Below are 26,925 nucleotides of genomic sequence, written 5' to 3' on the forward strand. Positions count from 1 at the left end.
GATCCGCCAGAATCAGCGCTGCGGCAAGCAATAGATAGAATGTCAGTTTGCGTTTTCTATTATCCGTACCTGGTCACCTTCTTCCACATATTTCTCCGATGAAACTATAATCTGATCTTCTCTGCTAAGCTCTGCTATAACAGCGGCGTTCTGGCTGTCCTTTTCCAGTACGCTTACAGGAACTCTTTTAGAGCTCTGTACCGTCCCCAGCATGCCTGAACTTTCGGTAAGGATCAGACAGTACGTACCGTCAGTGCCTTCGCGCAGTGCACTCAGCGGTATCATCTGCTCATATTCCTCCTGAGACTCGGTCTTTGCCGTCCAGGTAAATGCCTTGTTATATACGCCCTCGACTCTTTCTGGAAGCGGCGCATACCAGAATGCTCCTGTCTCGCCGGACGCACCGCTGCCGGATTGCCCTTCGCTCTGGCTCTGTCCCTCTTCTTTGCTTTGGCTGCTGTCCGCATTTTCCACAGACTCGATTTTTAGGATTCTCTTTTCCGAGGATGGCAGCGTAATCTCTACTTCTTTCCCTGCCGATAACTGCTCTTTATCTTCCCCGCTTACGCTTCCACGCAGCCGCCAGCCTCCGCTTCCCAGAACCAGTATTTCCGATCCGGTGGTAACAGCGCCTTCCTGGATTCCTGACCGCAGTACCACACAGTCCTGTTCCGCACAAATTTTCCCTCCGGAATCCTGATACTCACGGAGCTTTTGAAGCTCACTCTCCGCCTGCTCTGTCTGAACGTTCAGGTCCTGTACCCCCAGCTCGGCCGCTTCCCGGGCATTGGCATCATTTGCCTCCTGGGCGGCATCTTCCCGGCATGCCAGGTCATAGGCATTTTGGGCGTCCTCCAGGGCCTGATTCGCAGACTGCACTTCTGCCTGTGCACTCTGGAGCGCCTGATAAAGTGCCTGTTTTTGTTCCTGGATTCCCGGGTCTTCTTCCGCACCTGGCTGTCCGCCGGTCCCCTCTTCTCCCTGCCCGCCGGCTTCTGCCCCGTCGTATGCAGCCTGTGCCTCTGCCGCCTTCTGTTCTGCCTCTGCCAGTCTGTTCTGCGCAGACTGCAGCGTCAGGGCCGCCCCTGCAGCCGAGGATACTCTTTGGCTCCCGCGGGCGGAAACCTGCTGCTGTTCCCTCTGCAGGCGCAGTCTCTCTACTTCGGCCTGTTTCTTGTCAATGGTTTGTTGGAGATATTCCGCCCTGAACTGTACCAGACAGTCTCCTGCTTTTACCGTACTGCCTTCCTTCGCGGCGCTCTCGACCTGCTGCTGGGGCCAGAGAAAAAGTTTTGTCTCCTGTGCCGGTACGATCTGCCCTTTCCCTTCCCAGGTGTAAGTCAGGCGTCCCTTTTTTATTTTCTCCACCTTTACCTGTGCAACCAGTACGGATGCAGCGGCTCTGGAAATTACAGTACAAAGCGCCATCACGGCCAGGAATACTGCCAATATCCGTATGGCCCGTTTTTTATTCTTATCCATCTATGATCTACTCCTTAATCCCTGATGCAACAATTCCCTGTTCCAGATAATCCTGTCCGAAAAAGAACAATAACAACGCCGGAGCCAGCATGATAATAGACGCAGCAAATGCAAGGGCTGCCTTTGAGGCTGTTATCTGCGGCAGGTAAAGCGAAAGCGGCCAGTATGCCTTTGTCTTGAGATAAGTCATCGGCTGCTCGATTGCATTCCAGCTCTCCAGAAATCCCAGAATCAATATTGCAAAGATTCCAGCTTTTCCAAGCGGCAGGCCCACATGCAGAAAGATCCGCAGGCTCCCCGCGCCATCCACCTTAGCAGCCTCAATCATTTCCCCTGGTATGGCGGAAAAACTCTTTCGCAATATGAATACCGGCAAAGTGGAAAACATTCCCGGCAGAATCACTGCTGCCGGCGTATCCATCAGATGTACCGCACTCAGCACCAGATAGCCGGATACCATAGTTACCTGAAAGGGAAGAACCATCAAAAGCATATAGAGAAACCACAGCAACCCTTTTCCCGGAAACCGGAATCTGGCAAATGCCCATGCTGCAGGAACTGCCGTCAGAAGCTGTCCAGCCAGTATGCCGCCGGTCTGGATACACGAGTTCCAAAACGCCGTAAAAAATTCCGGCGAATCCAGCAGGAGCCGCACATATGCACGCAGTGTGGGGTAAGCCGGGATCAGCCGGAAGCCAGACATCCCTTCCAGGCCGGAAAGCACCGGCCCGCACAGTTCTCTCAATTCCTGCACTCCCATGAAGGAGTAGGAAACCAGCAGGAACAAGGGAAGCAGAATGACCGCCAGCACCAGAATCAGACACAGCCGGACAACGGCTCCTCTCACGGAGGCTGATTTATAACTGACCGAGCTGCCTCTCCCGCTTTTCTCTGTGATTTCTCCACAATTCCTCACCGCCCAAGACACCTCCTATTCCCAGCATAAGCAGTACCGCCGCCGCTGTCATTTTCTGGATGTCCAGATTTGTAAACCAATTATTAAATAAATGCTGCAGCATGTATATACTGTCGTGGGGATAATCCCCTGCAATCAGATATGCTTCCCGGAACACGCGGAATGCATTGATAAAAGACAAAAGTGCTGTCACGAATACCGTTTCTTTCATCTGGGGCATTGTGATATACCGAAAACAGCTCCACCTGCCCGCGCCCTGCACCTGGGCAGCCTCATACTGTTCCTGTGGTATGGCGCTCAAGCCTGCCAGCCACAGCACCATGTCATATCCCAGGTTCTTCCATATATAGCATGCCGTCAGCACCCAGAACGCCTGGTCCGATGCCAGCCAGTCCTGTCCCCCGCCTCCATACTTTTGAAGCAGTAGGTTAAGCCAGCCATGCCTGTCAAAAATCATCTGGAAACAGACTGCCACAGACGCCACGGGCATAGCCATAGGCAGAAGCACTCCGGTCTTTGCCGCTTTTTGAAACACACCGGTATTTCGAAGCGCCAACGCCGTGCACAGTGATAGTAAAAGAAGCAGCGGAATACAGATCACCATAAACCGTGCAGTATTCCCCGCAGCCCTTTTAAACGCCTCGTTTAGCAGCACCGACTGATAATTCTGAGCTCCTACAAACCCCTTTCCGGAAGCCTGAAGAAAAGACCGCCGGATCACATCCAGAAACGGCAGGAAGACAAACCCTCCTACTCCCAAAAGGCTTGGGAGCAGAAACAGGTATGCCGTTCTTATTTCTTTTTTTCTATTCTGCGAGATAGGTATCCACCTTCTGCGCGATTGTCTCCGCCGCTTTTGTGGCATCAATACTTCCCTCCAGATATTTGTCCGCTGTCTCCTGGTAAATGTTCCATACGACCCGGTCCTGATTAACCGGTTTTGTCAGGGATTGGCCAAGCTCCATTAACTGGTCCACTTCCTCTGCTGAAGGGTAGGTTGCGGATATTTCAACGATATCATCTCCGATCTTCGTGCTGGACATCATTGTAAATGAATTTGCATACTCACTGTCCACCTCGGCGGCCAGCCCCTCCATCGCGCTTTCCATAACCGGAAATCCATCGTCAAGCTGTGCAGACTGTATTTCTTCGGAGAATAAATATTTTACGAAATCTTCCGCAAGGTCTTTCGCACCGCTGCTCTCGTTAATCCCCACAACACCAACCGGATTATACATATTCTGAACTGCGGACGGCTTCACGTTCAGCTCCCGCATCATTGCGTATGGCAGTATCATATTCTGCACACTGGATATCTCTTCTGCGGACACTGCGTCCGGATATTTCATGATGCCCGCGCCCATAATATTGTCAAACGGCCCAGGAACATATTCATAAGAAGTGTTGTATTCTTCTCCCTCAAATTCTGCTGCCCGTGCATTCACGCTGATTTTTGATTCCAACTCCAGAAGCTGCACCAGCCTGGCCTGGTCAATTTTACCGTCAGGATCCACAATTTCGCCTTGGTACAGCTGGAATAGGAAATTACGGATATAATCATAGTCTGCAACTCCAAACACGGATGCATCCGGATTGGCATCCATATAGGCCTGGAGTGTATCGATGGATTCCAGAGCTGCTTTTACCTCTTCGTCGCCGAACAGGATCGGTATCTTGAACTTTAACGGCATCCCGTAAATCTTTCCTCCACTCTGGGCAGTATTCTTCAAAATCTCTTCCAGATAAGAATCCTGTCCCGTCAGGTCAGCAGCAAGGTCTGTCAGATCTTCCAGCACTCCCTTTTCAATATAGGAATCAACCGGCAGGCCATCCAGCAGCAGCACATCAGCTCCGTTCCCGCTAAGCAGTTCCGTATTCAAAGTACGGATATCGTCTGTGCTCACCTCGCCTGCTGTTTTACCGGAAGTATGGAACTCTACTTTCACATCGGTATGTTTTTTCTGGAACCGTATGATTGCCTGCCGCACAGTATCATTTTCTGACAGGCCGAAAACTTTCAGTGTTTTCTCCGGGACAGAAGGAATACTGGGGTCAAAAACATAATACTCCAGGATGTTTGTTCCCACTTTGTCCTGACTGTATAGTACATAGAAGTCTTCTTTATTGCCCATAACCACCGAGACAGGACTATTTACAGGGGAGCCCATAGCGCCCATGCTTCCCTCCATCACTATCTCGCTGATGTCATTTCCACTCTGTTTTCTGCTGATTCCGTCTTTTGAAACTGTATACCAGTTGCTGCCGTCACTGCAAAGCTGTCCCTGTTCGCCGTTTTCCTGCTTCAGTGTCCCTTTCTTAGCCAGGCTGCCGCTCTGGTATAAAGTATAGATTCCTTCCTCTGTGTTCACTGCCACGATCCCGTCACTTCCCTTTGCCATTAGCTTCTGTGTATTGCTGACCGACTGGATCGTCTGGATCTCGCTTACAGTTTCCAGTGTATCCGGTGAAAGGATCACGATCTTCTCCTGGTACATATCCTGCAGCCAGTAATTCCCCGCATCATCGACCAGCAGATCCGCTATCATAGACGTACCGTACTCCGTCTCCTGCTTAAAATAGGCTGCATCCAGCGCTTCCCCTGCACCGCCCTCTTTTCCCAGGGCCAGCTGAAACTGCTGTGTCTCCATATTTACACTCAAAAGTACCTGTGTGCCATCCGCTGTCTCCTCCATATCAACCAGATACGGGGGATGATCCTGGTATAACTCCGCTATCCATTTAACCGGAGTTTCCTTCCATTCTCCATCTTTATATTCGTACCGGTTTATTTCCGATCCTTTGGACCCAAACAAGAGGGGGTTCCCGTCTTTGGATTTGGAGAAGCTGATCCCGCCTTCTCCGTCTTTAAAAGGCAGTTCAATATCCTTTTCTATATACCGCCCCTTTCCCGCATTATCATCTTTTGTATCCCCTTTGCCGCACCCTGTCAGCAAACCGGCCGTAAGAGCCAGCGCCAGTATAAATACCAGTGTTTGTTTTATTCTGTTTTTCACTGCTGTACCTCCCTTTCTATATCAGAGTACTCTCGGAAACTCTTTGTGCCCGGCTTTGTGAGATGATTTCCAAGAATGCTCCATCAATACTCTTAATCATACAGACAGAATCTCAAAAAATCTTGAAAGCCTGGAATTATTTCTTAAAGATTTTTTTGAGATTTATCTGTTATACTATATTTAATACACACCAAAATGTTTTGAAAAGAGGTATTATGATGCATATACTGATCGTGGAAGATGATAAAGAATTAAGCCAGGCCCTTCAATTACAGCTCAAGGCCAGAAACCACACTTCTGACTGCTGTTATAAGGGAAGTGAGGCTTTATACTTTGCTATGAAGAATTCCTATGACCTGATTCTGCTGGACCGGATGCTTCCCGAGATTGACGGGCTCTCCATTCTGCGTTCTATCCGGCAGAACCATATAAACGTCCCCGTTATCCTGACTACGGCACTGGATACGGTAAACGACCGGATCGATGGCCTTGACTGCGGCGCTGATGATTATCTGGTCAAGCCCTATGCAATTGAAGAACTAATGGCACGCATCCGTGCGCTGTCCCGCCGTCCGGGTGTGCTACAGGAACATCAGGAGCTTCACTTTTCTGACCTGAGTTTCACACCAGAGAGCCGTACACTGCGGTGCCAGGAAAGAGAAGCGCAGTTGTCCGGACGTGAAGCGCTGCTGATGGAATACTTTCTGCGCAATCCGGAAATGGTTCTTGCACGGGAACAGATCTTTGCACGCGTGTGGGGATCGGATGCCGCAGTGGAGGACGGCAATCTGGATACTTACATTTATTTCTTAAGAAAACACCTGAAAACGCTGCACAGCCGGAGTGTCATTTCTACCATACATGGCCTTGGCTACCGCCTGGAGGGTTACTATGCACAGCCTGTGAACCGTACATAGTAACCGCATCTGGCTCATTTAAAGTCGCCAGCGGCGAAGAGCCAGATGCCCGGCCCCATCACCTTACTGGCCCGGATGCCGTGCAACGTGGTGCACGGCATCGTGAATAGCAGCACTGGAGGCACATCATGTTTCATAAATTTAAACAAAACCTTATCTTTTTATATACACTGACCACGGGTTTGATCCTGACGCTGGTTGTTTTTATGGCTTTCTTATTTTCTGCCTTTTCCCAGAATAACCGCCGGGAGGCTGCATTTCAGAACAATTTATTTTCTCTGACATCCAAACTGCAGACCGATTCCCAGTTTACAGACGCTTATCTGGCGGAAATGGAGTTGAGGAACAGCCTGCTGATATACATAGAAGAAAACGGGCACCCGCTCTTTTTTCCCGGTGCCTGGGAGCCGGACGGCGGGCGGGATGCCCTGCTGGACCGTGCGGCTGCCGAAGCCAAAAAAGAGGGCATCTATGAAGGCTCCCAGCCCATTTCCTCAGACCTGCTGAAGAGTTCTGTCTTTCGTATTAAGGGTGCACACTATGATACCTGGCTTGGTAATGTGCTGATTATCCGTACAGATTCAGGTTATAAGAAAATGATCCTATTATCCGATGAAACCCAAAACCGCAGAAGTATCTTAAAAACAGGGCTGCTTTACCTTCTAATGGATCTAATCGGGATCTTCCTGCTGTATCTAAGCGGCAGGCGGTTTGTCCTCCGCTCTACACAGCCATTGGAAGAAACTTACGAAAAACAGAGAGACTTTGTCTCAGCAGCCTCACATGAACTGCGCTCGCCTCTGGCCGTCATACAGGCAAATGCCTCGGCCATACAGGATGCGCCCTGGGAAAGCCCCCGGCTTCTGGCTGTGATTCAAAGTGAATGCGACCGTGGAAGCGCCCTCATCAAAAACCTGCTGCTTCTTGCTACTGCAGACAGCAAAAGTCTGTCCCTGCATAAGCAAAACCTGGAAATAGACGACCTGCTTCTGCATTTGCTGGAACTGTATGAACCAGTCTTCCTTGCAAAAAACGCCAGGCTGCTGCTGGAACTTCCCGAAGAGACGCTGCCTTACGTCCAGGGTGATCCGCAGCTCTGTCTGCAGATATTCACGATTCTTCTGGATAATGCGGCTGCGTATGGACTGGAACAGAATTCCCGCCGGAAGGTTCTGTTGAAGGCAGACTACTGCAGCGGCTCTGTGTGCGTCTCAGTAACTGACTACGGCGTGGGTATCCCCGACGATAATAAACTGCAGATATTTGACCGTTTTTATCGGGGCGACAGATCCCGCAGCCACAAAGAACATTTTGGGCTGGGTCTGTCCATTGCAGCAGAACTGGCAAATGCCCAGGGGCTGGATCTGGACGTACAGGATACACCGGGGGGCGGGTGCACTTTTGTTGTCAGATTTCATGTTGCTCAGGGATAACCGAGCGGACGGATATGGATGTCTATTTGTAGGCAGTGATCAGATAACTAGTACAGCAGTGCATTAATCTTTCAGTAATAAGTGCCTGATATCTGCGTCAGAGTTGTGCCTGCTTTCGCGACGGCGTAGTGGTTCCTACGTCTAGCGTAAGCAGGTACAGCTATGGTGTAGAGAGCAGGTGCTTATTGCTGAATTATTAGTGCAATGCTGTACTGGCAGAAACATTAAAATAATGTAAACGAAAAGGAACGATATCCATTTTCGATATCGTCCCTCTTCACTCTCTTTAGAGATCATGTTTTAATCTTTATTTTCTGTTTTGTTGATACCCAACGGCAGTCTGAAAGTTACTGTACTTTCTTGAGAATGCTTAACTTTTCTTTATTAATTCTTCCAATCTTTTTCTCAGCTCTGCAATTTCCCTGGCTTGCATATTTAACCTTTCCTCATTATTGCTGAGCTGGTCATCTTTTTCTTTTAATGATATCTTAGCAGCTTCTAATTGTTCTTTTGTCATATCCAGCTGCTCCTCTTTCTTTTGTATCACCTCTGTCTGTACTTTAATTACCTTTTCCTGTTCCTCAATCATATATTTCACCGTATTCCGGTCAAGCTCAGCCAATTCTTTTGAATACATATTCATCACTCCCTCGATATTACGGCACATTTCATAAACATCCTCATAAAGAACCCTGAACTGAGGAAATCGCTCAATCAACTGCATAATACGTTCCGGTTCATCAAATGTCAGAAATGAAAGCCAGGCCTCCAATTCATTCTCTACTATTTTATTGTGCAGCGTTTCTCTAAAGATGTCAAGTGGAATCAAAACATACTCCTGCAGCGTTTCTAGTTCCAGCCCTGTATCAAAAATCTGCCGTGATCTATGAATATAGCTATCTTTTATCTTCTGAAATTCACGTGTACTATTTTCAAAAAATACTATTGTGTATACAGTCTTTATATCGTGGTATGTAAACTTCTTCTTCCGTTCACTTCTTACTCTTTTATACTGTCTCAGCAACGTGTCTGCAGAATAACATGCAACCCGTTGTCCCGGAAAAGCATACCCTATTTTCTGAATCTCAATATTGGCAAAGCTACCATCTTCCAATTCCACTAATATATCTGTAATTAAAAGACTCTGCTCATCGGCAATCCTAACTGAATCATTGGGCAGTACAGAGCGGATTTTCACCCACTTCCCTAAAATGGCAGAAAGCAAACGTTCTATTCTTTCCGGATGATATTCCGGACTAAAAATTTCCTTAAAAAAAGAATCATACAATATCTTTACGCCTTTTACTCCTGTGCAAAAATTCAGAAATTCTTCCTGCTGCCCTTCTCTCCAGGATTTAAAAACAGCCAGCTGCTTCTCACGGCTTCCAATCTCATCGAGCACCTCCCTTCTTGTCCGAATCATCGTAAAATAATCTTTCAGTGTTTTTGCCATAAGCAGACTCCTCCTCTGTAAAAAGTTAAATTGTTCTAATTGCGGATAACACTTCGAAAATGAAGTACCGGAATAAAAAAGAAATCCCGTGGCTTGAAATCGATATGAATACCGGCCACTCAAGATGAATTCAGCATACCATACTTCGCATAACTAAGCAAACAGTTTGTAACTGAATAATATAATGTATCCACTTAAACGTTACTGTTAATCCCCCAGCCAACATCTCAATCGGGATTTAGTCGGCAAGCTTTAGACTTGTCGACGGACGGGGACGCTTCATGACAGGGAGGCCGGGGAGGTGCCGGGGCTGTATATGCCGTTGCGATATGCACCCATGCTGCTAAGTGTTTCTAGAACAGCCGCTGCCGGATAGGCGGGTACGCTGAACACATCACGGGAAATCTGATGATTTCCCGCGCTGGGTTCAGCAACAACTTGATTTGGAGATCAAGTTGTTCCCCGCCTATCCGGCAGCGGCTGTTCAAGAATCACTAAGCGCACTCCAGCATTTCGCAACGGCATATACAGCCCCGGCGCCTCCCCGGCCTCCCTGTCATGAAGCTGGCTCATCCAATCGGCAGGAAAACTCGCCAACCAGGTGGGATCCCGGACCAGGGCAGCGGATGTGGATTGGCTATGCGTGTCTTTTCATCTTCAAGATGCGTATTGAATTATTTTGATACTGGAACCGTATCCCCTTGCTTATGTACACCTAATGGGGACATAAAAGTCCCGCCAATTCTATATCCATACGCTGCCCCCGTTTGAGGCTCCACCTTAGGAACGAATCCTTTTCCTGCCGGTCGGATGCACCAGCTCCATGAAGGGATAGCTGAAAACCTCCCGGAGAACATCCATGTCCTTTCAAAAACGCTCAAAGCGAACCTTAGAAATTCTTGGTGGGAAACAGCCCTGAAAATGGAGAGATTTTTGGATTCCGAATCCAAAAATCAGCTGACCCAGCGCGAGAAATCATCGGATTTCTCGTGATGTGTCAGTGGTGCTCCATTTTCAGGGCTGTTTCCCGCCTAGAATTTCTTAGGTCCGCGGCCGCGTTTTTGAAAGGACATGGATGTTCTCCGGGAGGTTTTCGGCTATCCATTTATGGAGCGTCCCCCCATCCGTGAAGCGATTCATAATAATAAAAGTAATCTTTTTCTGTGGATCATAGTGTAAACATGAACTCCTGAATCTGTTTCCGCAGTGCCTGAAACGCAGAGTCTCCCAGCAGCCCTGCCCGGAAGGACATGGGGAAAGGAACCGTGAATTCTTCCCTGATCCTGCCTGGACTGCGTTCCAGGACGACGATACGGTGGGAGATACGGATGGCCTCTTCTACGTCATGGGTTACAAAGAGAATCGTCTGTTTCCGGCTCTCCCAGAGGTGAAGTAACAGGTCCTGCATCTGGCAGCGCAGCTGGGCGTCCAGGGCTGCAAATGGTTCGTCCATCAGCAGGAGCCGCGGATGGAGCACAAATGCCCTTGCCAGCGCCACGCGCTGCTGCATACCGCCTGACAGTTCATGGGGATACTTGTCTTCAGAGCCTTGCAGGCCCACCAGACGCAGCATCTCATCAGCCTCTTTCTTTTGCCTGCCCGGGGCAGCCCCGCGGCGTTTCAAGCCGAACGCCACATTTTCCCGGGCGGTCAGCCACTCAAAAAGCGCCGGAGTCTGGAATACGACGCACCGCTGAGCTGAGGGTGCAGTGACCTTTTCCCCGTCCAGCCGCACTTCTCCGGATACCGGCTCATCAAAACCGGCAATGATGTTCAGCAGAGAACTCTTTCCACTGCCGCTGGGTCCCAGCAAGGAAACGATCTCTCCTGGACGTATGTGCAGGGAGATATGATCCAGTGCCTCTGTATGCGTGCCGTTTTCATTTTGAAAGTTCTGGCAGATCTGATCGATTAACAGGCCCTGTTCATTCATGACTTATTTCCTCCTTTACGCATCTGGGGGCTGACAGCACGGCATACTGCCAGCAGCAGCAGATCCGTCAGCTTTCCCGCACAGGCAATGACAATCATCGTTGCCAGGACAATGTCCACATGCCCCAGCATCCGGCCATCCGTCATAACCGCGCCCAGTCCTTCGGTCACCCCGGTCACTTCTCCCAGCACGAGATATGCCCAGGCAACTCCCAGTCCCAGCCGCAGACCGACTGCCACATCGGGAAAAGCAGCGGGCAGAATGACCGTCCGAAAAAGGCTAAATCCTTTAGCGCCCAGCATCTGCCCGGCGCGCAAGGTTACCTCCGGCACCTGGGAGGTGCCGTGTGCGGTATTCATATAGATTGGGAAGAAAGAGGCCAGTGCGATCAGAAACAGTGTATTGCCTTCTCCGATGCCAAACCAGACGATCGCAACCGGCAGCCAGCCTATACCGGGAATCGTCCGTGCGAGATGGATCAGCGGATCCACCAGCCGCCGCACCAACGGAATTCCTCCGCTTAGAAAACCCAGAATCAGGCCAAAGACAGCGGCCAGGCCAAACCCGCTGGCCACTCGTTTCAGGCTGTGGAGCAGATGTCCCCAGAGCGTTCCGGAATAGGGGGTAATCCCAAGCTGCCCCGTAGCAAAATCAACCAGCACGCAGAGCAATTTCTGAGGCGAGGGCAGCTTATACGCCGGCATCCCGCCCCAGGTCGTCGCGGCGAACCAGACGATCAGAATCAGAGCCGGAAGAATCAGCCCTGCGGGATCAAAACCTCCGGCCTTGCGGGACGCCCGTTTCACTGGAGCCCCTCTTTTGCCTGTTCCAGGAAGCTCAGGTCAAACATGGCGTCGATATCCGGAACAGTATCGATCATGCCCAGCTCCAGCATTTGCTGAGCCAGGTTTTTTGTATTCTGAATGTACTGTTCATCAATATCCCAACACAACTCTATGTTCTTAGCCGATGCCTCCAGAAGAGCCTTGTCCGTGCCAAAAGACGCCGCTTTTTCCAGCCACGCATCCGTATCGCTGTTCATCAGCTGGGTGGCTTTAATATGTGCATTCACCAGACTCTGAACCAGCCCAGGGTTCTTTTCAATGGTATCTTCTGTCACGATCATCCCCGCATTAATGGTTCCGATACTGTCGTCAAAGTATGGATAGCTGAGAATCCTGCCGTAGCCGTCCTTTACCGCCTGTGAGGGGTATGGCTCACCGCTTAGAAAGGCATCGATCGTACCGTCAGACAATGCCTGTCCCATATCGAAAAAGTCGATCCGCACCAAGGTAACGTCTTTATCCGGATCCAGCCCTGCCCGCTTCAGCACATCCAGCAAAAGAACATGGTGCATCGTACCCGGGACATAGGCAATGGTCTTCCCTTTCAGGTCCGCTTCACTCTCTATTTTGGATTCTGCTCCCACCACCAGGGCAGAGCATTTATTGCACAGGCTGACCACAACCTTGACAGGTTCCCCCTTTGACGCTGCAGTAATCGCGGTAGGGATAGTCGTACCGGTCATATCCAGGCTGCCGGCCAGAAGCGCGGTCTTCTGATCGCCCGGATTGGTAAACGGCTTCACCTCAATCACCGCGCCGTCCCCCAGTGCCTCCTCATAAAAATATGGTGTCAGCGTCTGTGCCGTCTTCCAGGTACCCACCGTAGCTTTCATGTTTTCGGCAGCCGGTTCTGCCCCCTGCGCTGCCGCCGGGTCTTTCTTCTGTTCTTTTGTCCCCTCTTTTACCGGGCTGCACCCAGCGCACAGCCCGCCCAGAAGCACGCCTGTCATGAGCAGTGAAATCACTTTTTTCCCGATTTTCATCTTTTTATTCCTCCCTCTCCAAAATCGTATTCCATTTATGCAGTCTGATGGACCGTATATCCCGCCGCTTCAAATAATTCCCTGGCCCGTACCGTATCAAACTGATTCCATTTGCCCCCGGAACAGCAGCAGGTATCCCTGGGAATGGCCCCCGTCTCCACCACGGTCACATTTGCCCCAAACTCCATAGCTAGCTGAGTTCCGGGATGGATGCAGATATCGGGCACACAGGCGCCGCAGGCCAGCCGCGTCACGGCAATGATCTGAGCCATACGTTCGTCACTGACCTGGAGATGTACGCCCAGAGGCGTGCCCTGCACGGGGATCCGGGCCATAGCGCCCGATACAATCGCCCCACAGTCCGCTGCCAGCAGGCAGAGATCCGCAATCTCTTCATTCGTGTGCTCCACTCCAATGGGCTCTACAAGAAATACCAGCTTCAAAGGGGAAGCCTGTACCGCCCTCAGCGTATCAATACGTGTCTGCGGCTCAAAACGAGTGTCACGCCCTTCACCCAGACGCAGGGAATGATAAATAAAATCTACTCCGCATTCTGCAAGCCAGTAGGCCGTCTCAACTCCAAACTCTCCGATGTTAAGTCCGATCTCGTAAGCTCCCGGTACCTGTTCCCGTATATACCGGATCATCTCCCCCAGCTGAGCCTGGGAATAAAACTCCGTAGTGCGCAGAACGATCCACCTCACACCGTTCTCTGCATACTCACGCACCTGACGAACCGTCTCCTCTGCATTATATTCCCGCCGTTCACCAACAATCCCCCATTTTTCTCCCAACGAACAAAAGTCACAGTTCATAGAACAGGGAACAAAATCCACACCAATTGCCCCCCAAAGATAGGCCCGTTCCCCTGTAAGCTCCTTAGCCGCCCTGCGCCCTGCCAGCCCCAGAGCCTCCCATGCCCGGCTTCCAGGCTCAATACTAAGCAGCTGAACAATCTGCTCCTTACTTAAGACCTCCTTGCTGTGAATTCGTTTTTCCGCATACTCAATCAATTCCAAGTCCAACATTATCAATAACCGCCTTCCTTCTCATGCGCCCACGCAGACCCCGGTCAGTCTCTTGCGGCCCAAGTTATTCTCTTCAAAAGCCGCTGCTTCTGCAGCGTCTATATAAACTAGGATAAGACAGCACAGGTATTGTTTCTGGTAATTTCTCAAGAATGTTTTGTATTTTATACGGGACAAGTTTCTCTCTCACGAAAACATCCCCATGTTCATAGCTGGGCGATCCTGATCCGACTCTCTGTTCCGTGTTTGATTTTTTCTTCTGCCATAACCTGATATATATTTTCAATGATTTCAAAGGGTATTTGCTTTCGACTTTACAAAAGGCAGCAAAAGTATATTCTATATGCTCTTTATATTCTTTGAAATAGCTCATTTTTTTCACCCCCTTTCTTCCCAGTAGGGGGTTATTAGAACAAAGTGGGCAAGCCCACCTCAGCTCCCCCCTCACTCATGAGGGGCTTGCACGCTTTGGCGCCGCCGCGATGCCGCCTTGCGGCTATATACCTTATCGCGGCGTGTGTATCCCCTTGAGGGTTTTTATGATATAGGAAATTCCAGAGGAATTTCCTATATCATAAAAAATGCCCACGCAGCATAAAGCCGCATAGGCATTTTGGTAATATGAATTATTTAAGCAATTATAATGATTTGTGTATTCATCTCTATGGTCGTAAAAGCCCGTTACAGGAAACAGTTGTTGGACGTTAATAAGGGTTTCCTGCCTGTATTTCGGGCAGTACAGAGGAAAGTTCTTCAGTTCGGTATCGCCACGTATCTTCCATCTTGTTTTTCTTTGACCTATAGGACATATTATCCATTCGATATTCATACTAAATGCCCCAATCTTGACTAATCATTTGCAGCTTTACCATATGCGGGTAAATCTTGCCTGTATTCAGCAGTTTTTCCGGCGCTCCCTGTTCAGCAACAGAACCGTCTGAAAGCACAACTACTTTATCCGCGCCGCTTACGGTACGCATACGGTGGGCGATAACAAGTACGGTCTTATCCTTTATCAGCCTTGATAAAACAGCCTGTATCAATGTTTCGTTTTCCACATCAAGGCTTGCTGTTGCTTCATCAAGTAAGATGATCGGAGAATTTTTAAGGAAAGCGCGAGCGATTGAAATACGCTGCCTTTCGCCGCCGGAAAGTTCACAACCATTTTCCCCAATCATGCTGTTATAACCATCAGGTAGCTTTGACGTAAATTCTTCACAATTTGCCAGTCTTGCCGCTGCAATCACTTCTTCGTCGGTCGCATCCTTTCTGCCTATTCTGATATTCTCCATAATTGTGTTGTTAAACAGCGTCACATCTTGAAATACGATAGAGTACAGCGACAACAATGTTTCCGGCTCTATTTTTGATATATCCATACCGCCAACAGTGATTTTTCCTTTGTTTATGTCCCAAAACCGCGCGGCAAGGCGTGACACCGTAGTTTTGCCGCCGCCGGACGGTCCGACTAAGGCGGTAACTTCTCCTTGTTTAGCCGTAAAGGAAACATCTTGCAATACAGTTTCCCCCGTATTATAGGCAAATCCTACATGGTCGAATACAATGTCATAGCCTTTATTTGTCATTGCATTGCTTCCTGTCTGAATCGGGTGGTCAAGAATTTCATTCATACGGTTTATGTTCGTTTTGGTAGAAATTATCGCAGCAAGATTCTGTAATGCACCCTCAAGCGGGGCATACAGTCTCGAAGCTACAAGTAAAAACATAAAGAACAGCGGAATATCAATCTCCCCAAGAATAAGCAACGCAGAACCTACAAGAGCAACCGTAGCAATCCCAAACTTTAATATCAGTGTTGAGGAAACAACAAAAAGTGCTGTCCCAAGTTCTGTGATAATGTGCCGTTTTTCTACATAGTCAATTTTTTTGTCAAGCCCTTTTAGATAACTTTCTTCCGCATTGTTTGATTTCAAGTCCTGTAAGTTTTCGATACACTCCTGTACGCCGCTTTCAAGCGCAACATTTGCCTCTACGGATTTACGGTTAAAGTATTCCTGTATGCGTGCTGAAAAGAATGTGATTGTAAATGCAATCGGTAAAACCCAAACCGCCGCAAGAGCCATACGCCAGTCATAAGCAAAAAGGCAGATTGCAATCAGCGTTGTTGAAATAAGGGAGCCTGCCAATGCAGGTACATAATGGGAAAACGCTGTTTCCAGTGTGGCGCAGTCGCCCATAATTGAATTTGTCAAATCGGCAAGATCTTTTTTTCCAAAAAAGGATAACGGGATTTTACGAAGCTGTTCTGCTAAGGAGATACGCCTTACACCGCTTTCCACATAAGTAGCTAAATAAGTGGCGTTATATTGAAACCAAGTCACAACAAAGATAAGGGAAAGGCAAACCAAAGCACCAACTATATAGAAAGCAATACGGTTTCCATTTACATTCCCGTTCATGGTATCAATAACAAAGTTATAGAGTAGTCCAACAGGGAGCATAAAGGATATATCCTGTGCCACACAAGCAATACAGCCTTTTATCAAATCGACAGCCCCCTGTCTTGATAACGCAAAGCGTCTTTGTAATGTCTTAATCATGCATTTACCTCCAATCCTTTGTTTTCATTCAAAATTTTCCATTCTGCCGCTTCGGAATAATTCTTCCACATTTTTGTGAATATGCCGTTTTTCTCTATCAGTTCGCTATGTGTGCCACTTTCTACAACCTCGCCGTCTTGCAATACATAAATGCAATCCGCGTCTGTGATTGACGATAGCCTGTGCGCAATCATAATTACTGTCTTTCCCTTTGAGAGCGCGGATAGCGCCTGTTGTACGCGCACCTCATTGTCGGGGTCGGCAAATGCGGTCGCTTCATCAAGAATCAGGATAGGCGCATTTTTCAAAATTGCGCGGGCAATCGCTATTCTTTGCTGTTCGCCACCGGATAGGTACACGCCTTTTGTGCCGACAACCGTATCAATGCCATTCGGTAATTTTTCGATAATATCCAAGCACTGTGCAGCTTCCAGAGCATGGGCGATTTCTTCTCGTGTAGCGTTAGGCTTTGCCATACGCACATTTTCCAATATGGACGCTTTGATAAGGCGGCTGTTCTGAAATACAAAAGATACCTTATTCATCAATGTTTCTTTCGGAATGTCGCGTATGTCGATATTCCCTATCAGTATGCGTCCTTTTTGCGGGTCAAAAAATCTTGTGACAAGATTTGCAAGTGTCGTCTTGCCGCCGCCGGACGCTCCTACTAATGCCACTGTCTGTCCCGGCTTTATTGAAAGTGATACATCATTGAGCGCGTTTTTCTCTCCGTCATAGCTGTAACTAACGTATTCTAATGTAATCCCATTATCTTTAGGGATATTATTCACTTTGCTTTCAGACAATGGGTTTTCGTTCAGCACTTCATCAATCCTGTTAATTGCGTCCCCTACAATCATTGCGTCCTCACTCATAAACATAATCTTTGTGAGTGTCGTACCGATAACAGGCGTAATCACAATATAGAAGATAAGGTTTAGCAACAGTTCATTTGTTACACCGCCCCTTGTAAAGAGAATACCTCCGGCAATCAAAAATGCGAATACGCCGTTGATTGCCGTTGTATAGAACATCATAGGCAGACGCAACGCTTTTGTGTATGCGATTACCCATGTTTCATAATTATCTATCGCGTTTTTGAAGCGTTTGAAAGAAAAAATTGTCTGTCCGAAAGTCTTTACTACGGGTACGCCTCGTACATATTCAACGGCTTCATTTGACATATCAGCAAGTGCGTTTTGATATTCTTTCATTTTTTGTTCCATTCCTGATCCTGTCATCTTCATCATAATCAAGAAACCAAGTATAACAGGAACAAGGCTTAAAAGTCCTAACCGCCAGTCAAAGGTAAGCAACAGGAAAAGCAGACCTATGGGGGTGGCGATCGCCCCCGCTTTGTCGGGGAGTCTATGTGCAAGATACGTTTCCGTAGCAGCACTGGAACTATTTACGATTCTCCGCAGTTTTCCACTTCCATACTTTTCCGTTACTCCAAGTGGCAGGGCTGTAATATGGCGCATAAGCTCTTTTCGGATATTTGCGGCAACCCGGAACGCGCTTATGTGCGAACACATCAAAGCGGCTATATAGACAGCAATAGAGATAACCGCAAACAATACCGCAGACCAACCGTAGCTTGTAACATTCCCTGCTTTTGAGTAGTCAGGGGAAACTTCCAGTATGTCGTGAATGATACGCCATATATACCAAAAAGGTACAAGAGCCAACAGCGCACTCATTATGGACAATACCCAAGAAAGATAGGTTAAAATCTTATGCGCTCCGGCATAGCCCATCAATCTTGATAGATTTGACTGTTTTTTCATTGAAAAAAACCTCCTTGAAAAATTTTTATGATATGAGAACAGAATGTTTGCCCTCGAATATCCTCATTTTGGTTAGTAGGGACCTTATGAGGTTAGTTGTAACTAACTCTCTTATAAAAATTATAGGGCAGATTGCCCTAACGAATTTATTCGTTTTTTATTGCCCCATAATCTTCATCCACCCAGCAGTATAGAAAGCTCTCATTTCTTTCAAGTAATGCTTTGCTTCTTCAAGCGGCATTTCATGTATAATCAGCTCAAAAAAAGTATTAAACATTCCTGTAATCAAGATATGCTCTAATCGTTCATCAATAGGCGGTGCAGCTCTGCCTATTTTTTCAAGAACCGCTAAATAATCATGCGTTCCTTTTGTTTCAATTTCTACCATTTCATCAATCAATTTTGAAAAACGTGTTCCCTCCGCACAGCAAAGTATGAGCTTAAATTCATTCAAGTGTTCATAGGCATACAAGAGCATTTCATACATACACTCGCCGGAAGTAGAAGTAAGATTGTCGGGTTGTTCCTCTGGCGGGATTTCAGCAAATTCTTTTTGAGCCTTGCAGAATCGTTCCAGTAAAAAGTTGTAGTGTTCGCCTACCAGTGCTTCAAACAAGTCCTCTTTGCTGTCGTAGTAGCCATAGAACGCACCCGTTGTCACGCCTGCTGCTTTGACAATGTTTCGCAAAGAAGCAGACTTATACCCTTTTTCAAGAAATTCCTGCATGGCTGCTGATAGAATTAGGTGTAGTGTTGCTGTTTGTTCTGCTTCGCTCATTGTCTCACTTCCTTGTTTGTAACACTGTTATATATCACTGTTATATGATACTGCAAATCAAAAACTTTGTCAATATTTTAAAATAGATTTTTGATTTTTTCTATGAGTTTGGCATTTTCTCCTTGCTTTCCGTAGTAGGAGTAAGAAAATGCAGGGCATTTTCGGAAAAGGGTACCCTTTTCCTATGCTTGCTAAGAAACTTATCACATTACAAAGTAAAGGAAGGACGGAAAAGGAATAGAATGGAAACAAGAACAGGAAACAGCAGATTATAAGCAGAAACAGGACAATCCGGCAAATGAAACAGTCATTTACAAAATCGGCGCAACATTTTATGAAGTGTCTGCCTCTTGCGGCGGCTCTGAACAGCTCTACGATAAGATGAAACGGCTCATAAAAATCATCAGATTTCCCGTAATATGTTCAGCGTACCCGCCTATCCGGCATCGGGTGTTCAAGAATTACTTAGCAGCATGGGTACATATCACAACGGCATATACAGCCCCAGCACCTTTCCAGCCTCCCTGTCATGAAGCGTCCCCGTCCGTCGACAAGTCTAAAGCTTGCCGACTAAATCCCGATTTAGATTCCTTCGTACTACAGCCACATTTAAATTCCTATAGTAAATTTATTATGTTTGTGCTAGAATAAAAAGGGTTTTGGCACTCTTTGCCAGACCCTTTTCACCAAATTTAGATTAAATATTAAGGAGAACAATTATGGCAGTCATCCGACCCTTTCAGGGCGTGCGGCCCGCAAAAGAACTGGCTTCATCTATTGCCGCACTGCCTTACGATGTATATGACCGGGAAGAAGCCCGGGAAGTAGTGGACAAGAACCCGCTTTCTTTTTTAAAAATTGACAGAGCCGAGACGCAGTTTGCACCGGATACGGATATGTATTCACAGCCTGTATATGACAGGGCAAGAGACACTCTGGAGGAGATGATTCAGGACGGTTCTTTCGTCAGAGATGAAGATCCCTGTTACTATATCTACGCCCTCACGATGAATGGGCGGACCCAGACCGGGCTTGTGGGCTGCGCTTCGATCGATGATTATATGGAGAACAGAATCAAGAAGCACGAAAATACCAGGGAAGACAAGGAGCTGGACAGGACGCGTCATGTGGACACATTAAGCGCACAGACCGGGCCGATCTTCCTGGCCTACCATGCCCGCCCTGAGCTGGATACTATGATAGCAGCAGTAAAACTGACTGCTCCTCTCTATGATTTTACAAGCGAAGATTCCGTCAGGCATCAGGTCTGGAAGATCAGCAGTCCGGAATATATCACCCAAATCGCTCATATTTTCGAGGGAATTGATAATATCTATATAGCAGACGGCCATCACCGTGCTGCATCCGCCGTAAAGGCCGGACTGAAGCGCCGCAAGGAACATCCCGGCTTCAGCGGTGAGGAGGAATTCAATTACTTCCTTTCCGTCCTGTTTCCGGCAGAAGAGCTGCACATCTACGATTATAACCGGGTGGTGGCGGATCTGAACGGTTATGCATTTGACGATTTTCTGGATCTGCTCAGAAGCGGTTTTGACATTACCGATATGGGGCACGAGGTCTGTCGCCCTTCCTGTAAGGGCGAGATCGGACTTTATGGAAACGGACGCTGGTACCGGCTGACGGCAAATCCGCATCTTTTTTCGGAAGATCCCGTGAACAGGCTGGATGTATCCGTCCTGCAAAATGTAGTCCTTGGTCCGCTGCTGAATATCCGCGATCCCAAAACAGACAGCCGGATCCGCTTTGTAGGCGGTATACGGGGGCTTGATGTACTTGCAGAGGCAGTAGACAGGGCGGGTGACGGCGCTGCATTTGCCATGTATCCGACTTCTATGGAGGAGCTGCTTGCAGTGGCAGACGCCGGGCTGCTTATGCCGCCCAAGTCCACCTGGTTTGAGCCCAAACTCAGAAGCGGATTCTTTATCCATCAGTTCGAAAGATAGATTGCAGGTACAGTTCCATTATATGATTAAAAAAGGAGATGTATTAAATGGAAAGAAATGGCCTTTGCTGGTGCGGCAGTGGAAAGAAATATAAAAAATGCCACATGGCAATTGAAGAAAAATTAAAGCTTCATGCGGACAGAGGCGAGATCGTCCCGAACCGCAAGCTGTTAAAAACCCCATTCCAGATTGAAAAGATCAAAGAAAGCGCCGCTTTGAATACCGCGGTGCTGGATGCGGTCGCAGCGCAGATCCACATTGGAATGAGTACCGAGGAGATTGACAAGATCGTTTATGATGTAACAACAAAGAATGGCGGCATCCCCGCTCCCCTGCATTATCAGGGATTCCCGAAAAGTGTATGCACTTCATTAAATAATGAGATATGCCACGGAATTCCGGATGAGAATATCATTCTCCAGGAGGGCGATATCATCAATGTGGATGTATCAACCATTCTGAACGGCTATTTTTCAGATGCCTCCCGTATGTTTAAAATGGGGAAAATCTCCGAGCGCGCCGAACGCATTATAAAGGTAACTGAAGAATGCGTAGAACTGGGCCTGGCTGCTGCTAAGCCCTGGGGACATCTGGGCGACATTGCAGATGCAATCAACACACACGCCCAGGCCAACGGGTATTCCGTTGTGGAAGAGATCGGCGGACACGGCATTGGGCTTCAGTTCCATGAAGATCCATTTGTCAGCTATGTAACGCCTAAGGGGAGCGAGATGCTTCTTGTGCCTGGTATGATGTTCACCATTGAGCCGATGATTAATGAGGGCAGTCCTGATTTCTTTATCGATGAAGAGAATGACTGGACCGTTTATACTATTGATGACGGGCTATCCGCACAGATCGAATATATGGTCATGATCACCGAGGACGGGGTTGAAGTATTAGCAAAATAAGAAACGCGTTAGAAAAGCCAGTCAGTAAAAAGAAGTACTGCTTTGATTACTCTACTTCGTAAACCTTATTGCATGGAAAAGATGATAATTTGAAATCCAATATTGTTTTAAACAAAGACAGCCAGGAAAAGGAGTCTCATATCACCCCTTAATCCTGGCCTTTCTATTACTTAATACTATCCTTAAGCCTGTCACAACCATACTCAAACGCTAATTTAGCAGCTTGTACTCTATTTTTTACTTCTAATTTTGTATATATTATACTTATATAATTTTTCACTGTTTGCGGCCCCACAAATATTATATCTGCAATTTCATTATTTTCTTTTCCGCATGATATTAAGTATAAAATCTCTTTTTCCCTTGGATTCAGCCTCCCTATCTTTTCGGCACATTTCAAATCTTCCTTCTCATATTCACCATTAGTAAGCCTGTTCGTAATTTTTTTCAGTATTTTTTCCGACATCATGACATTGTCTGTTAGCACTGCTCGTATCGATTCAAAAAATACTTCCGGCGCCATATCTTTTAAGAGATAACTATTCGCACCAAATTTAATCGCCTGATAAACATAATCATCATTATCAAAAGTTGTTAACATGACAATCTTGGTATCTGCATCTTTCTCTCGTATCTGCTTTACGGTTTCTATACCATCCATTATCGGCATACGGACATCCATTAAAATGATATCTACAGAATGACATTGCAAATAGTCAAGTGCTTCCTGCCCATGTAAAGCAACAAAAACGACATTAAAATCGAGCTCTCCTTCCAGCACCTGCTTTAGACTCTCTGCAAATAGTATTTGATCGTCAACAATCAATATGTCTATCATGCCTTCCCTCCCGCATCAATAGGAATACTTGCTACAACCGCAAAGCAGTCCGTTTGATTATATATACTCAGGCTGCCGCCGAGATACCTGAGCCTCTCCCGCATACCTGTTATTCCAATTCCTTCTTTTAACTGTTTACATCCCTTGCCATCGTCTTCAATCCGGATATACAAAATGCCGTCAATGTATGAATAAATAATATGAATATTATTAGCATGTGCATGTTTATAAGAGTTCACTACGCTTTCCTGTACAAAGCGGTAAATAAAATCTTCCGATTCCTTAGACATACTTTTTGGAATATCAATAAACGTCTGTTCTATATGGATACCCGTGCTTTCCTCAAATATTTCCAGCATCCGTGTTACCGCAATCAATCCGCTTGTCTCAATATTCTCTTCCCGGAGAAAGTACAACACTTTTCTGGTTTCCCGCAAACCCTCCTTTGCCTGCTCCTTTGTAAGCTCCAGCAGCTGATCCAACTCCTTATTGTTATTGTTTTTTCTTAAGGCCGCTTCCATCATCATGGTAATATTTGTAAGCGTGTAACCGATAGAATCATGAAGCTCTCTGGTTATTCTTTTTCGTTCCCTGTCTATGGACTTCTTTTCCAGGCTGGTAGCATGGCATTGAAATTCCAGATTTGCAGAGCTTAGCCTTGCAATATTTTGTTCTTGATTTTTTATTAGGTCCATATTTCTTTCGAAGATCTGAAGATAGAGGCTTATAATGTGAAGGCATGCAAAATAAATCAATATGAAAAGAAACAGTACCCCCACTTCGTCAACAGGCATCTCTGCAATACTGTTATCCCATCTGTTATGCGGATACTGCCGGGCGCATATAATAATGCAGGACACAAATGTACAAATTTTTAACCCCCAATTTTCACTTGCCAGCATCCCACAAGTACTGCCAGCCGCTAAGAATACCAGCAAAGGAAATATTTCATCGCCAAGGGGATATGTTACAACCGTTATCATTACTAAAACAATAGCAGTCAAGGCATTTCTGGTATTTTTTTTGTTATCGGGATAATTAAAATCAATACGAAAACAACGATTGACAAAATAATAAATGAGCTTCCCCAGATATATTCCAAAAAGTGCTTCTTTTTTATTATGAAAAAAACAATTTGTACAATAACTAGGCTTATGCTGAATAGATAATAAATAATATTCTGGTCTTTTTTCATTAAACCCCTTCTCTTTTATCCAGTTCACACACACCCATAACAGATGCCTGAACGGGTAAATCCAGGACAAAAATATTATACCCTTTTCTGGCATACATTTCAAATAGGCTTTCCAAGATTGATGCCTGCGTCGTATTACCATAAATTATAATATTTGTAATATCCTTCAATTCATCCAGCTTTGCAAGCACACCCTTAACGATATCCGCATGAATGATTCCTTCTAATACGTTCATCCTTTCTGAAGCCGATGTATCGGAAAAAATCTCCAACGTTCTAACTAGGTATAATGCTCGGTTTAATCCATATTTTTCCAGCAGCCGTGCGCCCATTCCGACTTCATTCACGTTTATCTGACAGTCATTTTCACAGACAGATGCGCCTATAAAAGTATGTTTTGTAATTGCATCGAACAATTCACCCGATATGCAAGAAAAAAGGTCATTTACTGTCCCATTCTTAACAAATGCAGTCTGCGTATGTGAACCTGGAAGTACGAGAGCATAATTATATATCTTATTCATAACCGCCCATTTGTTTACCCCAAATATTTCCATCTCTTCACCACGGATATTGTTAACGTCAACACACTCATCCGGACTCACACGTAAGTTTTGACCGCACGTTTTCATTCCAGGGATTAAAGTGAGATCTTTTCCAATTTCGTTTTTAAGATTGTAAGTGACCATGTTATTTCTAAGCACTTCTATGCCTGCCGGCAATGAAACGTGCTGTACTTCATACAGACCTGATCTGCTTGTAATCATTCCTGATGCATATACCCTGTAAATATCCTTATTTAAAATTTTTATTTTACTCAATGCAGTTTGATATAATGCCTTTAGGAGCTTTTCATATTGCAATTCGCCGTGCACAGCATCCCGCGTCCCTTTTTCAACTTTTTTTTCATAGATAATATGTCCATTGTTGATGATGTATATACGGGTATTTGTAGTACCGCAGTCAAAGTATGCTATCATCTTAAACACCTCCACACATCGCCTTTAAAGCAATCGCTTTTTCTCTAATCGTATTTCTCTTATGTAACGAAGCATTTTCCCTGTTAACTAATAATGACCCGATTCCCAGACAGCTCGCTCCAGCAGCTAAAAATTCCTTTGCATTTACCTCTGAAATACCGCCAACTGCCATAATTTTCAGTCCTGACAGCGGAGCCAGAATATCCTTAATATAGCGTGATCCCAGTGCTGAACATGGAAATACTTTTACCATATCCGCACCGTTCTTTTCAGCCTCATATATCTCTGTCGGAGTCATCGCACCGGGAACCGACACAATATGATGCCTGCTGCAGGCTTTGATAAGATTGATGTCTAAAACAGGAGACAATATAAAATCCACTCCCAATTTTGAAGTGCAATTGAACTGCTCTTCTTTCAAAATAGTGCCCGCCCCGGTAATAAAACCTCTCGATTTTGCTATTTTTATCATATCCGCATAATTCGTTGTATTCACACTTATTTCTACACAATTGATTCCGCCTTCCCGTAATTCTTCTATTACATCTAGAAATTCTGCAATTTTTATATTTCTAATAATTGCTATGAGTTTCTCTTTTTCTAATTGTTTTAGCACATATTTTCTTTTATCATCCATTCAATTTCCAGCCTCCCCGGATTAATACCTCATTAATCTTTTTATCCAACTCTTTCATGACAAGTGAAGCTTCCAGTTCATTCTGTAAACCAGTCCTTATGATATCATTTATAATTGCAGCTATTTCGAATGCCTCCGGTATATAAAAATATTCAGGTTCAACAGCACGGTCTATAATCGGTTCCATACATCTAATCCAGGGCTGAGCCTTTTGCACGTTTGTATCTTGGACAGTCGACCTCCTCATCGGGGTGGTTCCGTATTTCATACATCTGTATTTGTCGAATGTCTTAGAGGCTAAAAATTGTATACATTTCCAGGAATTATTAATATTTTTTGCATTTCTAGGAATAGACCATGACAGCCCACCGCCATAACCAACGCCGCGGAATCCCTTTTCTCCGGGAATCTGTTCCGTTTCGATAGTATCGTATACTTTAGAGGAATTTCTATCATAAAAGTCTCCCGGCATAGTAAATGAAGTTACATTGATCTGCATAGCGATTTCACCTTGGAGCATTTTTTCTTTTCCGATTTCTAATGTCGTATCCAACGCATCCTTTGGCATAAATGGCAGTAAATCCTTGATTAAGTTATAAGCTTTTATTCCTTCCGTGCTATTTGCACAAGAGGTTATGCTACGTCCCCCGACAGTCCCCCTAAACTGTTTCCCCCCTAATGAAACCAGCCGATTGTACCAATCGAATATGGGGAAAAATCCTTTTGTATTTCCATAAATTGTTGCTCCATAAACTCCACTTTCTGAGGAAGTGATTTTTTTTGCAGCTTCATTAAACTCTTCCCACGTCTGAGGCACCGGGATATGGTATTTGTCTAATATGTCCTGCCGATAATTCAAGACAGCACCTCCCGAATGTGCGCCCGGTATAGCAATCAATCCGGAGCCCCGTGCTTGCCCCGGCATTTGTGTTTTTTCATTGTACCAGGCATTATACCCCAAATAATTTTCAAAGAAATCTCCGTTTAACCCTTCTATCGTGTCATAGGTTGTTGCCTTGTTTTCAATTAGCCCACCCAAATCTAATATTCCTCTTTTTTCTACTACCTGCTGGATCCAAACCGGCGCAAAGGAAATAACATCATAAGTAGAGGCTCTTTTTTTCATGTCCTGTGTTACTGTTAAGAGAAAAGGTTCTGACTTCAGACTTTCAACACATATTTCTTCACCGAGATAATTTTCTAACTCACGGCTCTTGTCAAGAATCGGTAAATCATCAAATTCTCCATAATTAACTGCAATTTTCATAGA

At 46.1% G+C, this 26,925-nt stretch carries 22 protein-coding genes and 1 pseudogene; 4 read left to right on the forward strand and 19 right to left on the reverse strand.

Going from position 1 to position 26,925, the window contains the following annotated elements:
- Nucleotides 1-42 precede the first annotated feature (42 nt).
- From BN1938_RS02035 to BN1938_RS02050, 4 genes are read right to left on the reverse strand one after another with little or no spacing between them, the layout of a single operon-like run.
- Nucleotides 43-1,482 (reverse strand): RND family efflux transporter, encoded by a 1,440-nt coding sequence (locus BN1938_RS02035; RefSeq protein WP_050639007.1) that lies wholly within the window; start codon nucleotides 1,480-1,482, stop codon nucleotides 43-45.
- Nucleotides 1,483-1,489: 7 nt separating this feature from the next.
- Nucleotides 1,490-2,398 (reverse strand): carbohydrate ABC transporter permease, encoded by a 909-nt coding sequence (locus tag BN1938_RS02040; RefSeq protein ID WP_330377700.1) that lies wholly within the window; start codon nucleotides 2,396-2,398, stop codon nucleotides 1,490-1,492.
- Nucleotides 2,340-3,263, reverse strand: coding sequence for a carbohydrate ABC transporter permease (locus BN1938_RS02045; RefSeq protein ID WP_050639008.1), 924 nt, complete (start codon nucleotides 3,261-3,263; stop codon nucleotides 2,340-2,342). The genes BN1938_RS02040 and BN1938_RS02045 overlap by 59 nt, the downstream gene beginning before the upstream one ends.
- Complete coding sequence (locus BN1938_RS02050) at nucleotides 3,205-5,412, reverse strand: ABC transporter substrate-binding protein (protein ID WP_050639009.1); 2,208 nt, start codon at nucleotides 5,410-5,412, stop codon at nucleotides 3,205-3,207. Before BN1938_RS02050 ends, BN1938_RS02045 begins: the two co-directional genes overlap by 59 nt.
- Before the next feature lie 215 nt (nucleotides 5,413-5,627).
- Here BN1938_RS02050 and BN1938_RS02055 point away from each other — a divergent pair, with 215 nt between their 5' ends.
- Nucleotides 5,628-6,329, forward strand: a complete 702-nt coding sequence (locus BN1938_RS02055) for a response regulator transcription factor (RefSeq protein ID WP_330581532.1) — start codon at nucleotides 5,628-5,630, stop codon at nucleotides 6,327-6,329.
- 128 nt (nucleotides 6,330-6,457) lie between these two features.
- Nucleotides 6,458-7,762, forward strand: a complete 1,305-nt coding sequence (locus BN1938_RS02060) for a sensor histidine kinase (RefSeq protein WP_050639011.1) — start codon at nucleotides 6,458-6,460, stop codon at nucleotides 7,760-7,762.
- Nucleotides 7,763-8,132: 370 nt separating this feature from the next.
- Here the strand turns inward: BN1938_RS02060 and BN1938_RS02065 are convergent, their stop codons facing one another.
- The 10 genes and pseudogenes from BN1938_RS02065 to BN1938_RS02105 all read right to left on the reverse strand — a co-directional run bounded on the left by BN1938_RS02065 (nucleotide 8,133) and on the right by BN1938_RS02105 (nucleotide 19,130).
- Nucleotides 8,133-9,215: a PD-(D/E)XK nuclease family transposase gene (locus tag BN1938_RS02065; protein ID WP_050639012.1), complete on the reverse strand. Its 1,083-nt coding sequence runs from the start codon at nucleotides 9,213-9,215 to the stop codon at nucleotides 8,133-8,135.
- Nucleotides 9,216-10,383: 1,168 nt separating this feature from the next.
- Complete coding sequence (locus BN1938_RS02070) at nucleotides 10,384-11,148, reverse strand: ABC transporter ATP-binding protein (RefSeq protein ID WP_050639013.1); 765 nt, start codon at nucleotides 11,146-11,148, stop codon at nucleotides 10,384-10,386.
- The gene (locus tag BN1938_RS02075) at nucleotides 11,145-11,954 is read right to left on the reverse strand and encodes an ABC transporter permease (RefSeq protein WP_050639014.1); all 810 of its coding nucleotides are present in this window, start codon (nucleotides 11,952-11,954) and stop codon (nucleotides 11,145-11,147) included. The genes BN1938_RS02070 and BN1938_RS02075 overlap by 4 nt, the downstream gene beginning before the upstream one ends.
- The gene (locus BN1938_RS02080) at nucleotides 11,951-12,976 is read right to left on the reverse strand and encodes an ABC transporter substrate-binding protein (RefSeq protein ID WP_173020142.1); all 1,026 of its coding nucleotides are present in this window, start codon (nucleotides 12,974-12,976) and stop codon (nucleotides 11,951-11,953) included. Before BN1938_RS02080 ends, BN1938_RS02075 begins: the two co-directional genes overlap by 4 nt.
- Nucleotides 12,977-13,011: 35 nt before the next feature.
- On the reverse strand, nucleotides 13,012-14,004 hold the full coding sequence (locus tag BN1938_RS02085; RefSeq protein ID WP_050639015.1) for a radical SAM protein: 993 nt from the start codon (nucleotides 14,002-14,004) through the stop codon (nucleotides 13,012-13,014).
- A gap of 73 nt (nucleotides 14,005-14,077) precedes the next feature.
- Complete coding sequence (locus BN1938_RS02090) at nucleotides 14,078-14,377, reverse strand: hypothetical protein (protein WP_050639016.1); 300 nt, start codon at nucleotides 14,375-14,377, stop codon at nucleotides 14,078-14,080.
- A 318-nt stretch (nucleotides 14,378-14,695) separates the two neighbouring features.
- Nucleotides 14,696-14,833: pseudogene (locus BN1938_RS23805) on the reverse strand (cysteine-rich KTR domain-containing protein); the annotation flags it as partial.
- Nucleotide 14,834: 1 nt separating this feature from the next.
- On the reverse strand, nucleotides 14,835-16,565 hold the full coding sequence (locus BN1938_RS02095) for an ABC transporter ATP-binding protein (RefSeq protein WP_050639017.1): 1,731 nt from the start codon (nucleotides 16,563-16,565) through the stop codon (nucleotides 14,835-14,837).
- A complete protein-coding gene (locus tag BN1938_RS02100; protein WP_050639018.1) occupies nucleotides 16,562-18,352 on the reverse strand; it encodes an ABC transporter ATP-binding protein in 1,791 nt (596 codons plus the stop codon). Before BN1938_RS02100 ends, BN1938_RS02095 begins: the two co-directional genes overlap by 4 nt.
- A 157-nt stretch (nucleotides 18,353-18,509) precedes the next feature.
- Complete coding sequence (locus tag BN1938_RS02105; RefSeq protein WP_050639019.1) at nucleotides 18,510-19,130, reverse strand: TetR/AcrR family transcriptional regulator; 621 nt, start codon at nucleotides 19,128-19,130, stop codon at nucleotides 18,510-18,512.
- 719 nt (nucleotides 19,131-19,849) lie between these two features.
- Here BN1938_RS02105 and BN1938_RS02110 point away from each other — a divergent pair.
- On the forward strand, nucleotides 19,850-21,094 hold the full coding sequence (locus BN1938_RS02110; RefSeq protein ID WP_050639020.1) for a DUF1015 domain-containing protein: 1,245 nt from the start codon (nucleotides 19,850-19,852) through the stop codon (nucleotides 21,092-21,094).
- A 47-nt stretch (nucleotides 21,095-21,141) separates the two neighbouring features.
- Nucleotides 21,142-22,005, forward strand: a complete 864-nt coding sequence (locus tag BN1938_RS02115) for a methionyl aminopeptidase (RefSeq protein ID WP_050639021.1) — start codon at nucleotides 21,142-21,144, stop codon at nucleotides 22,003-22,005.
- A 166-nt stretch (nucleotides 22,006-22,171) separates the two neighbouring features.
- Here the strand turns inward: BN1938_RS02115 and BN1938_RS02120 are convergent, their stop codons facing one another.
- From BN1938_RS02120 to BN1938_RS02140, 5 genes are all read right to left on the reverse strand, one after another.
- Nucleotides 22,172-22,843: a response regulator transcription factor gene (locus tag BN1938_RS02120; protein ID WP_050639022.1), complete on the reverse strand. Its 672-nt coding sequence runs from the start codon at nucleotides 22,841-22,843 to the stop codon at nucleotides 22,172-22,174.
- Entirely contained in the window at nucleotides 22,840-23,745 is a 906-nt protein-coding gene (locus BN1938_RS02125) for a sensor histidine kinase (protein ID WP_187376279.1), read from the reverse strand. Before BN1938_RS02125 ends, BN1938_RS02120 begins: the two co-directional genes overlap by 4 nt.
- Before the next feature lie 292 nt (nucleotides 23,746-24,037).
- Entirely contained in the window at nucleotides 24,038-25,018 is a 981-nt protein-coding gene (locus tag BN1938_RS02130; RefSeq protein ID WP_050639024.1) for a 2-dehydro-3-deoxygalactonokinase, read from the reverse strand.
- Nucleotide 25,019: 1 nt separating this feature from the next.
- Complete coding sequence (locus BN1938_RS02135) at nucleotides 25,020-25,655, reverse strand: bifunctional 4-hydroxy-2-oxoglutarate aldolase/2-dehydro-3-deoxy-phosphogluconate aldolase (RefSeq protein ID WP_050639025.1); 636 nt, start codon at nucleotides 25,653-25,655, stop codon at nucleotides 25,020-25,022.
- On the reverse strand, nucleotides 25,648-26,922 hold the full coding sequence (locus BN1938_RS02140; protein WP_050639026.1) for an ABC transporter substrate-binding protein: 1,275 nt from the start codon (nucleotides 26,920-26,922) through the stop codon (nucleotides 25,648-25,650). The genes BN1938_RS02135 and BN1938_RS02140 overlap by 8 nt, the downstream gene beginning before the upstream one ends.
- Between the last annotated feature and the right edge of the window lie 3 nt (nucleotides 26,923-26,925).

It is taken from the genome of Eubacterium sp. SB2, assembly GCF_001244405.1.
GTDB lineage: Bacteria > Bacillota > Clostridia > Lachnospirales > Lachnospiraceae > Faecalicatena > Faecalicatena contortus_B.

What these genes read in the sequence shown, in the direction of transcription:
- BN1938_RS02080 (WP_173020142.1), bottom strand. Translation starts at nt 12,976, where the DNA reads ATGAAAATCGGGAAAAAAGTGATTTCACTGCTCATGACAGGCGTGCTT.
- BN1938_RS02045 (WP_050639008.1), bottom strand. Translation starts at nt 3,263, where the DNA reads ATGCCACAAAAGCGGCGGAGACAATCGCGCAGAAGGTGGATACCTATC.
- BN1938_RS02105 (WP_050639019.1), bottom strand. Translation starts at nt 19,130, where the DNA reads ATGAGCGAAGCAGAACAAACAGCAACACTACACCTAATTCTATCAGCA.
- BN1938_RS02070 (WP_050639013.1), bottom strand. Translation starts at nt 11,148, where the DNA reads ATGAATGAACAGGGCCTGTTAATCGATCAGATCTGCCAGAACTTTCAA.
- BN1938_RS02140 (WP_050639026.1), bottom strand. Translation starts at nt 26,922, where the DNA reads ATGAAAATTGCAGTTAATTATGGAGAATTTGATGATTTACCGATTCTT.
- BN1938_RS02125 (WP_187376279.1), bottom strand. Translation starts at nt 23,745, where the DNA reads ATGCTGGCAAGTGAAAATTGGGGGTTAAAAATTTGTACATTTGTGTCC.
- BN1938_RS02110 (WP_050639020.1), top strand. Translation starts at nt 19,850, where the DNA reads ATGGCAGTCATCCGACCCTTTCAGGGCGTGCGGCCCGCAAAAGAACTG.
- BN1938_RS02115 (WP_050639021.1), top strand. Translation starts at nt 21,142, where the DNA reads ATGGAAAGAAATGGCCTTTGCTGGTGCGGCAGTGGAAAGAAATATAAA.
- BN1938_RS02135 (WP_050639025.1), bottom strand. Translation starts at nt 25,655, where the DNA reads ATGGATGATAAAAGAAAATATGTGCTAAAACAATTAGAAAAAGAGAAA.
- BN1938_RS02055 (WP_330581532.1), top strand. Translation starts at nt 5,628, where the DNA reads ATGATGCATATACTGATCGTGGAAGATGATAAAGAATTAAGCCAGGCC.
- BN1938_RS02060 (WP_050639011.1), top strand. Translation starts at nt 6,458, where the DNA reads ATGTTTCATAAATTTAAACAAAACCTTATCTTTTTATATACACTGACC.
- BN1938_RS02120 (WP_050639022.1), bottom strand. Translation starts at nt 22,843, where the DNA reads ATGATAGACATATTGATTGTTGACGATCAAATACTATTTGCAGAGAGT.
- BN1938_RS02100 (WP_050639018.1), bottom strand. Translation starts at nt 18,352, where the DNA reads ATGAAAAAACAGTCAAATCTATCAAGATTGATGGGCTATGCCGGAGCG.
- BN1938_RS02035 (WP_050639007.1), bottom strand. Translation starts at nt 1,482, where the DNA reads ATGGATAAGAATAAAAAACGGGCCATACGGATATTGGCAGTATTCCTG.
- BN1938_RS02085 (WP_050639015.1), bottom strand. Translation starts at nt 14,004, where the DNA reads ATGTTGGACTTGGAATTGATTGAGTATGCGGAAAAACGAATTCACAGC.
- BN1938_RS02065 (WP_050639012.1), bottom strand. Translation starts at nt 9,215, where the DNA reads ATGGCAAAAACACTGAAAGATTATTTTACGATGATTCGGACAAGAAGG.
- BN1938_RS02130 (WP_050639024.1), bottom strand. Translation starts at nt 25,018, where the DNA reads ATGATAGCATACTTTGACTGCGGTACTACAAATACCCGTATATACATC.
- BN1938_RS02095 (WP_050639017.1), bottom strand. Translation starts at nt 16,565, where the DNA reads ATGATTAAGACATTACAAAGACGCTTTGCGTTATCAAGACAGGGGGCT.
- BN1938_RS02090 (WP_050639016.1), bottom strand. Translation starts at nt 14,377, where the DNA reads ATGAGCTATTTCAAAGAATATAAAGAGCATATAGAATATACTTTTGCT.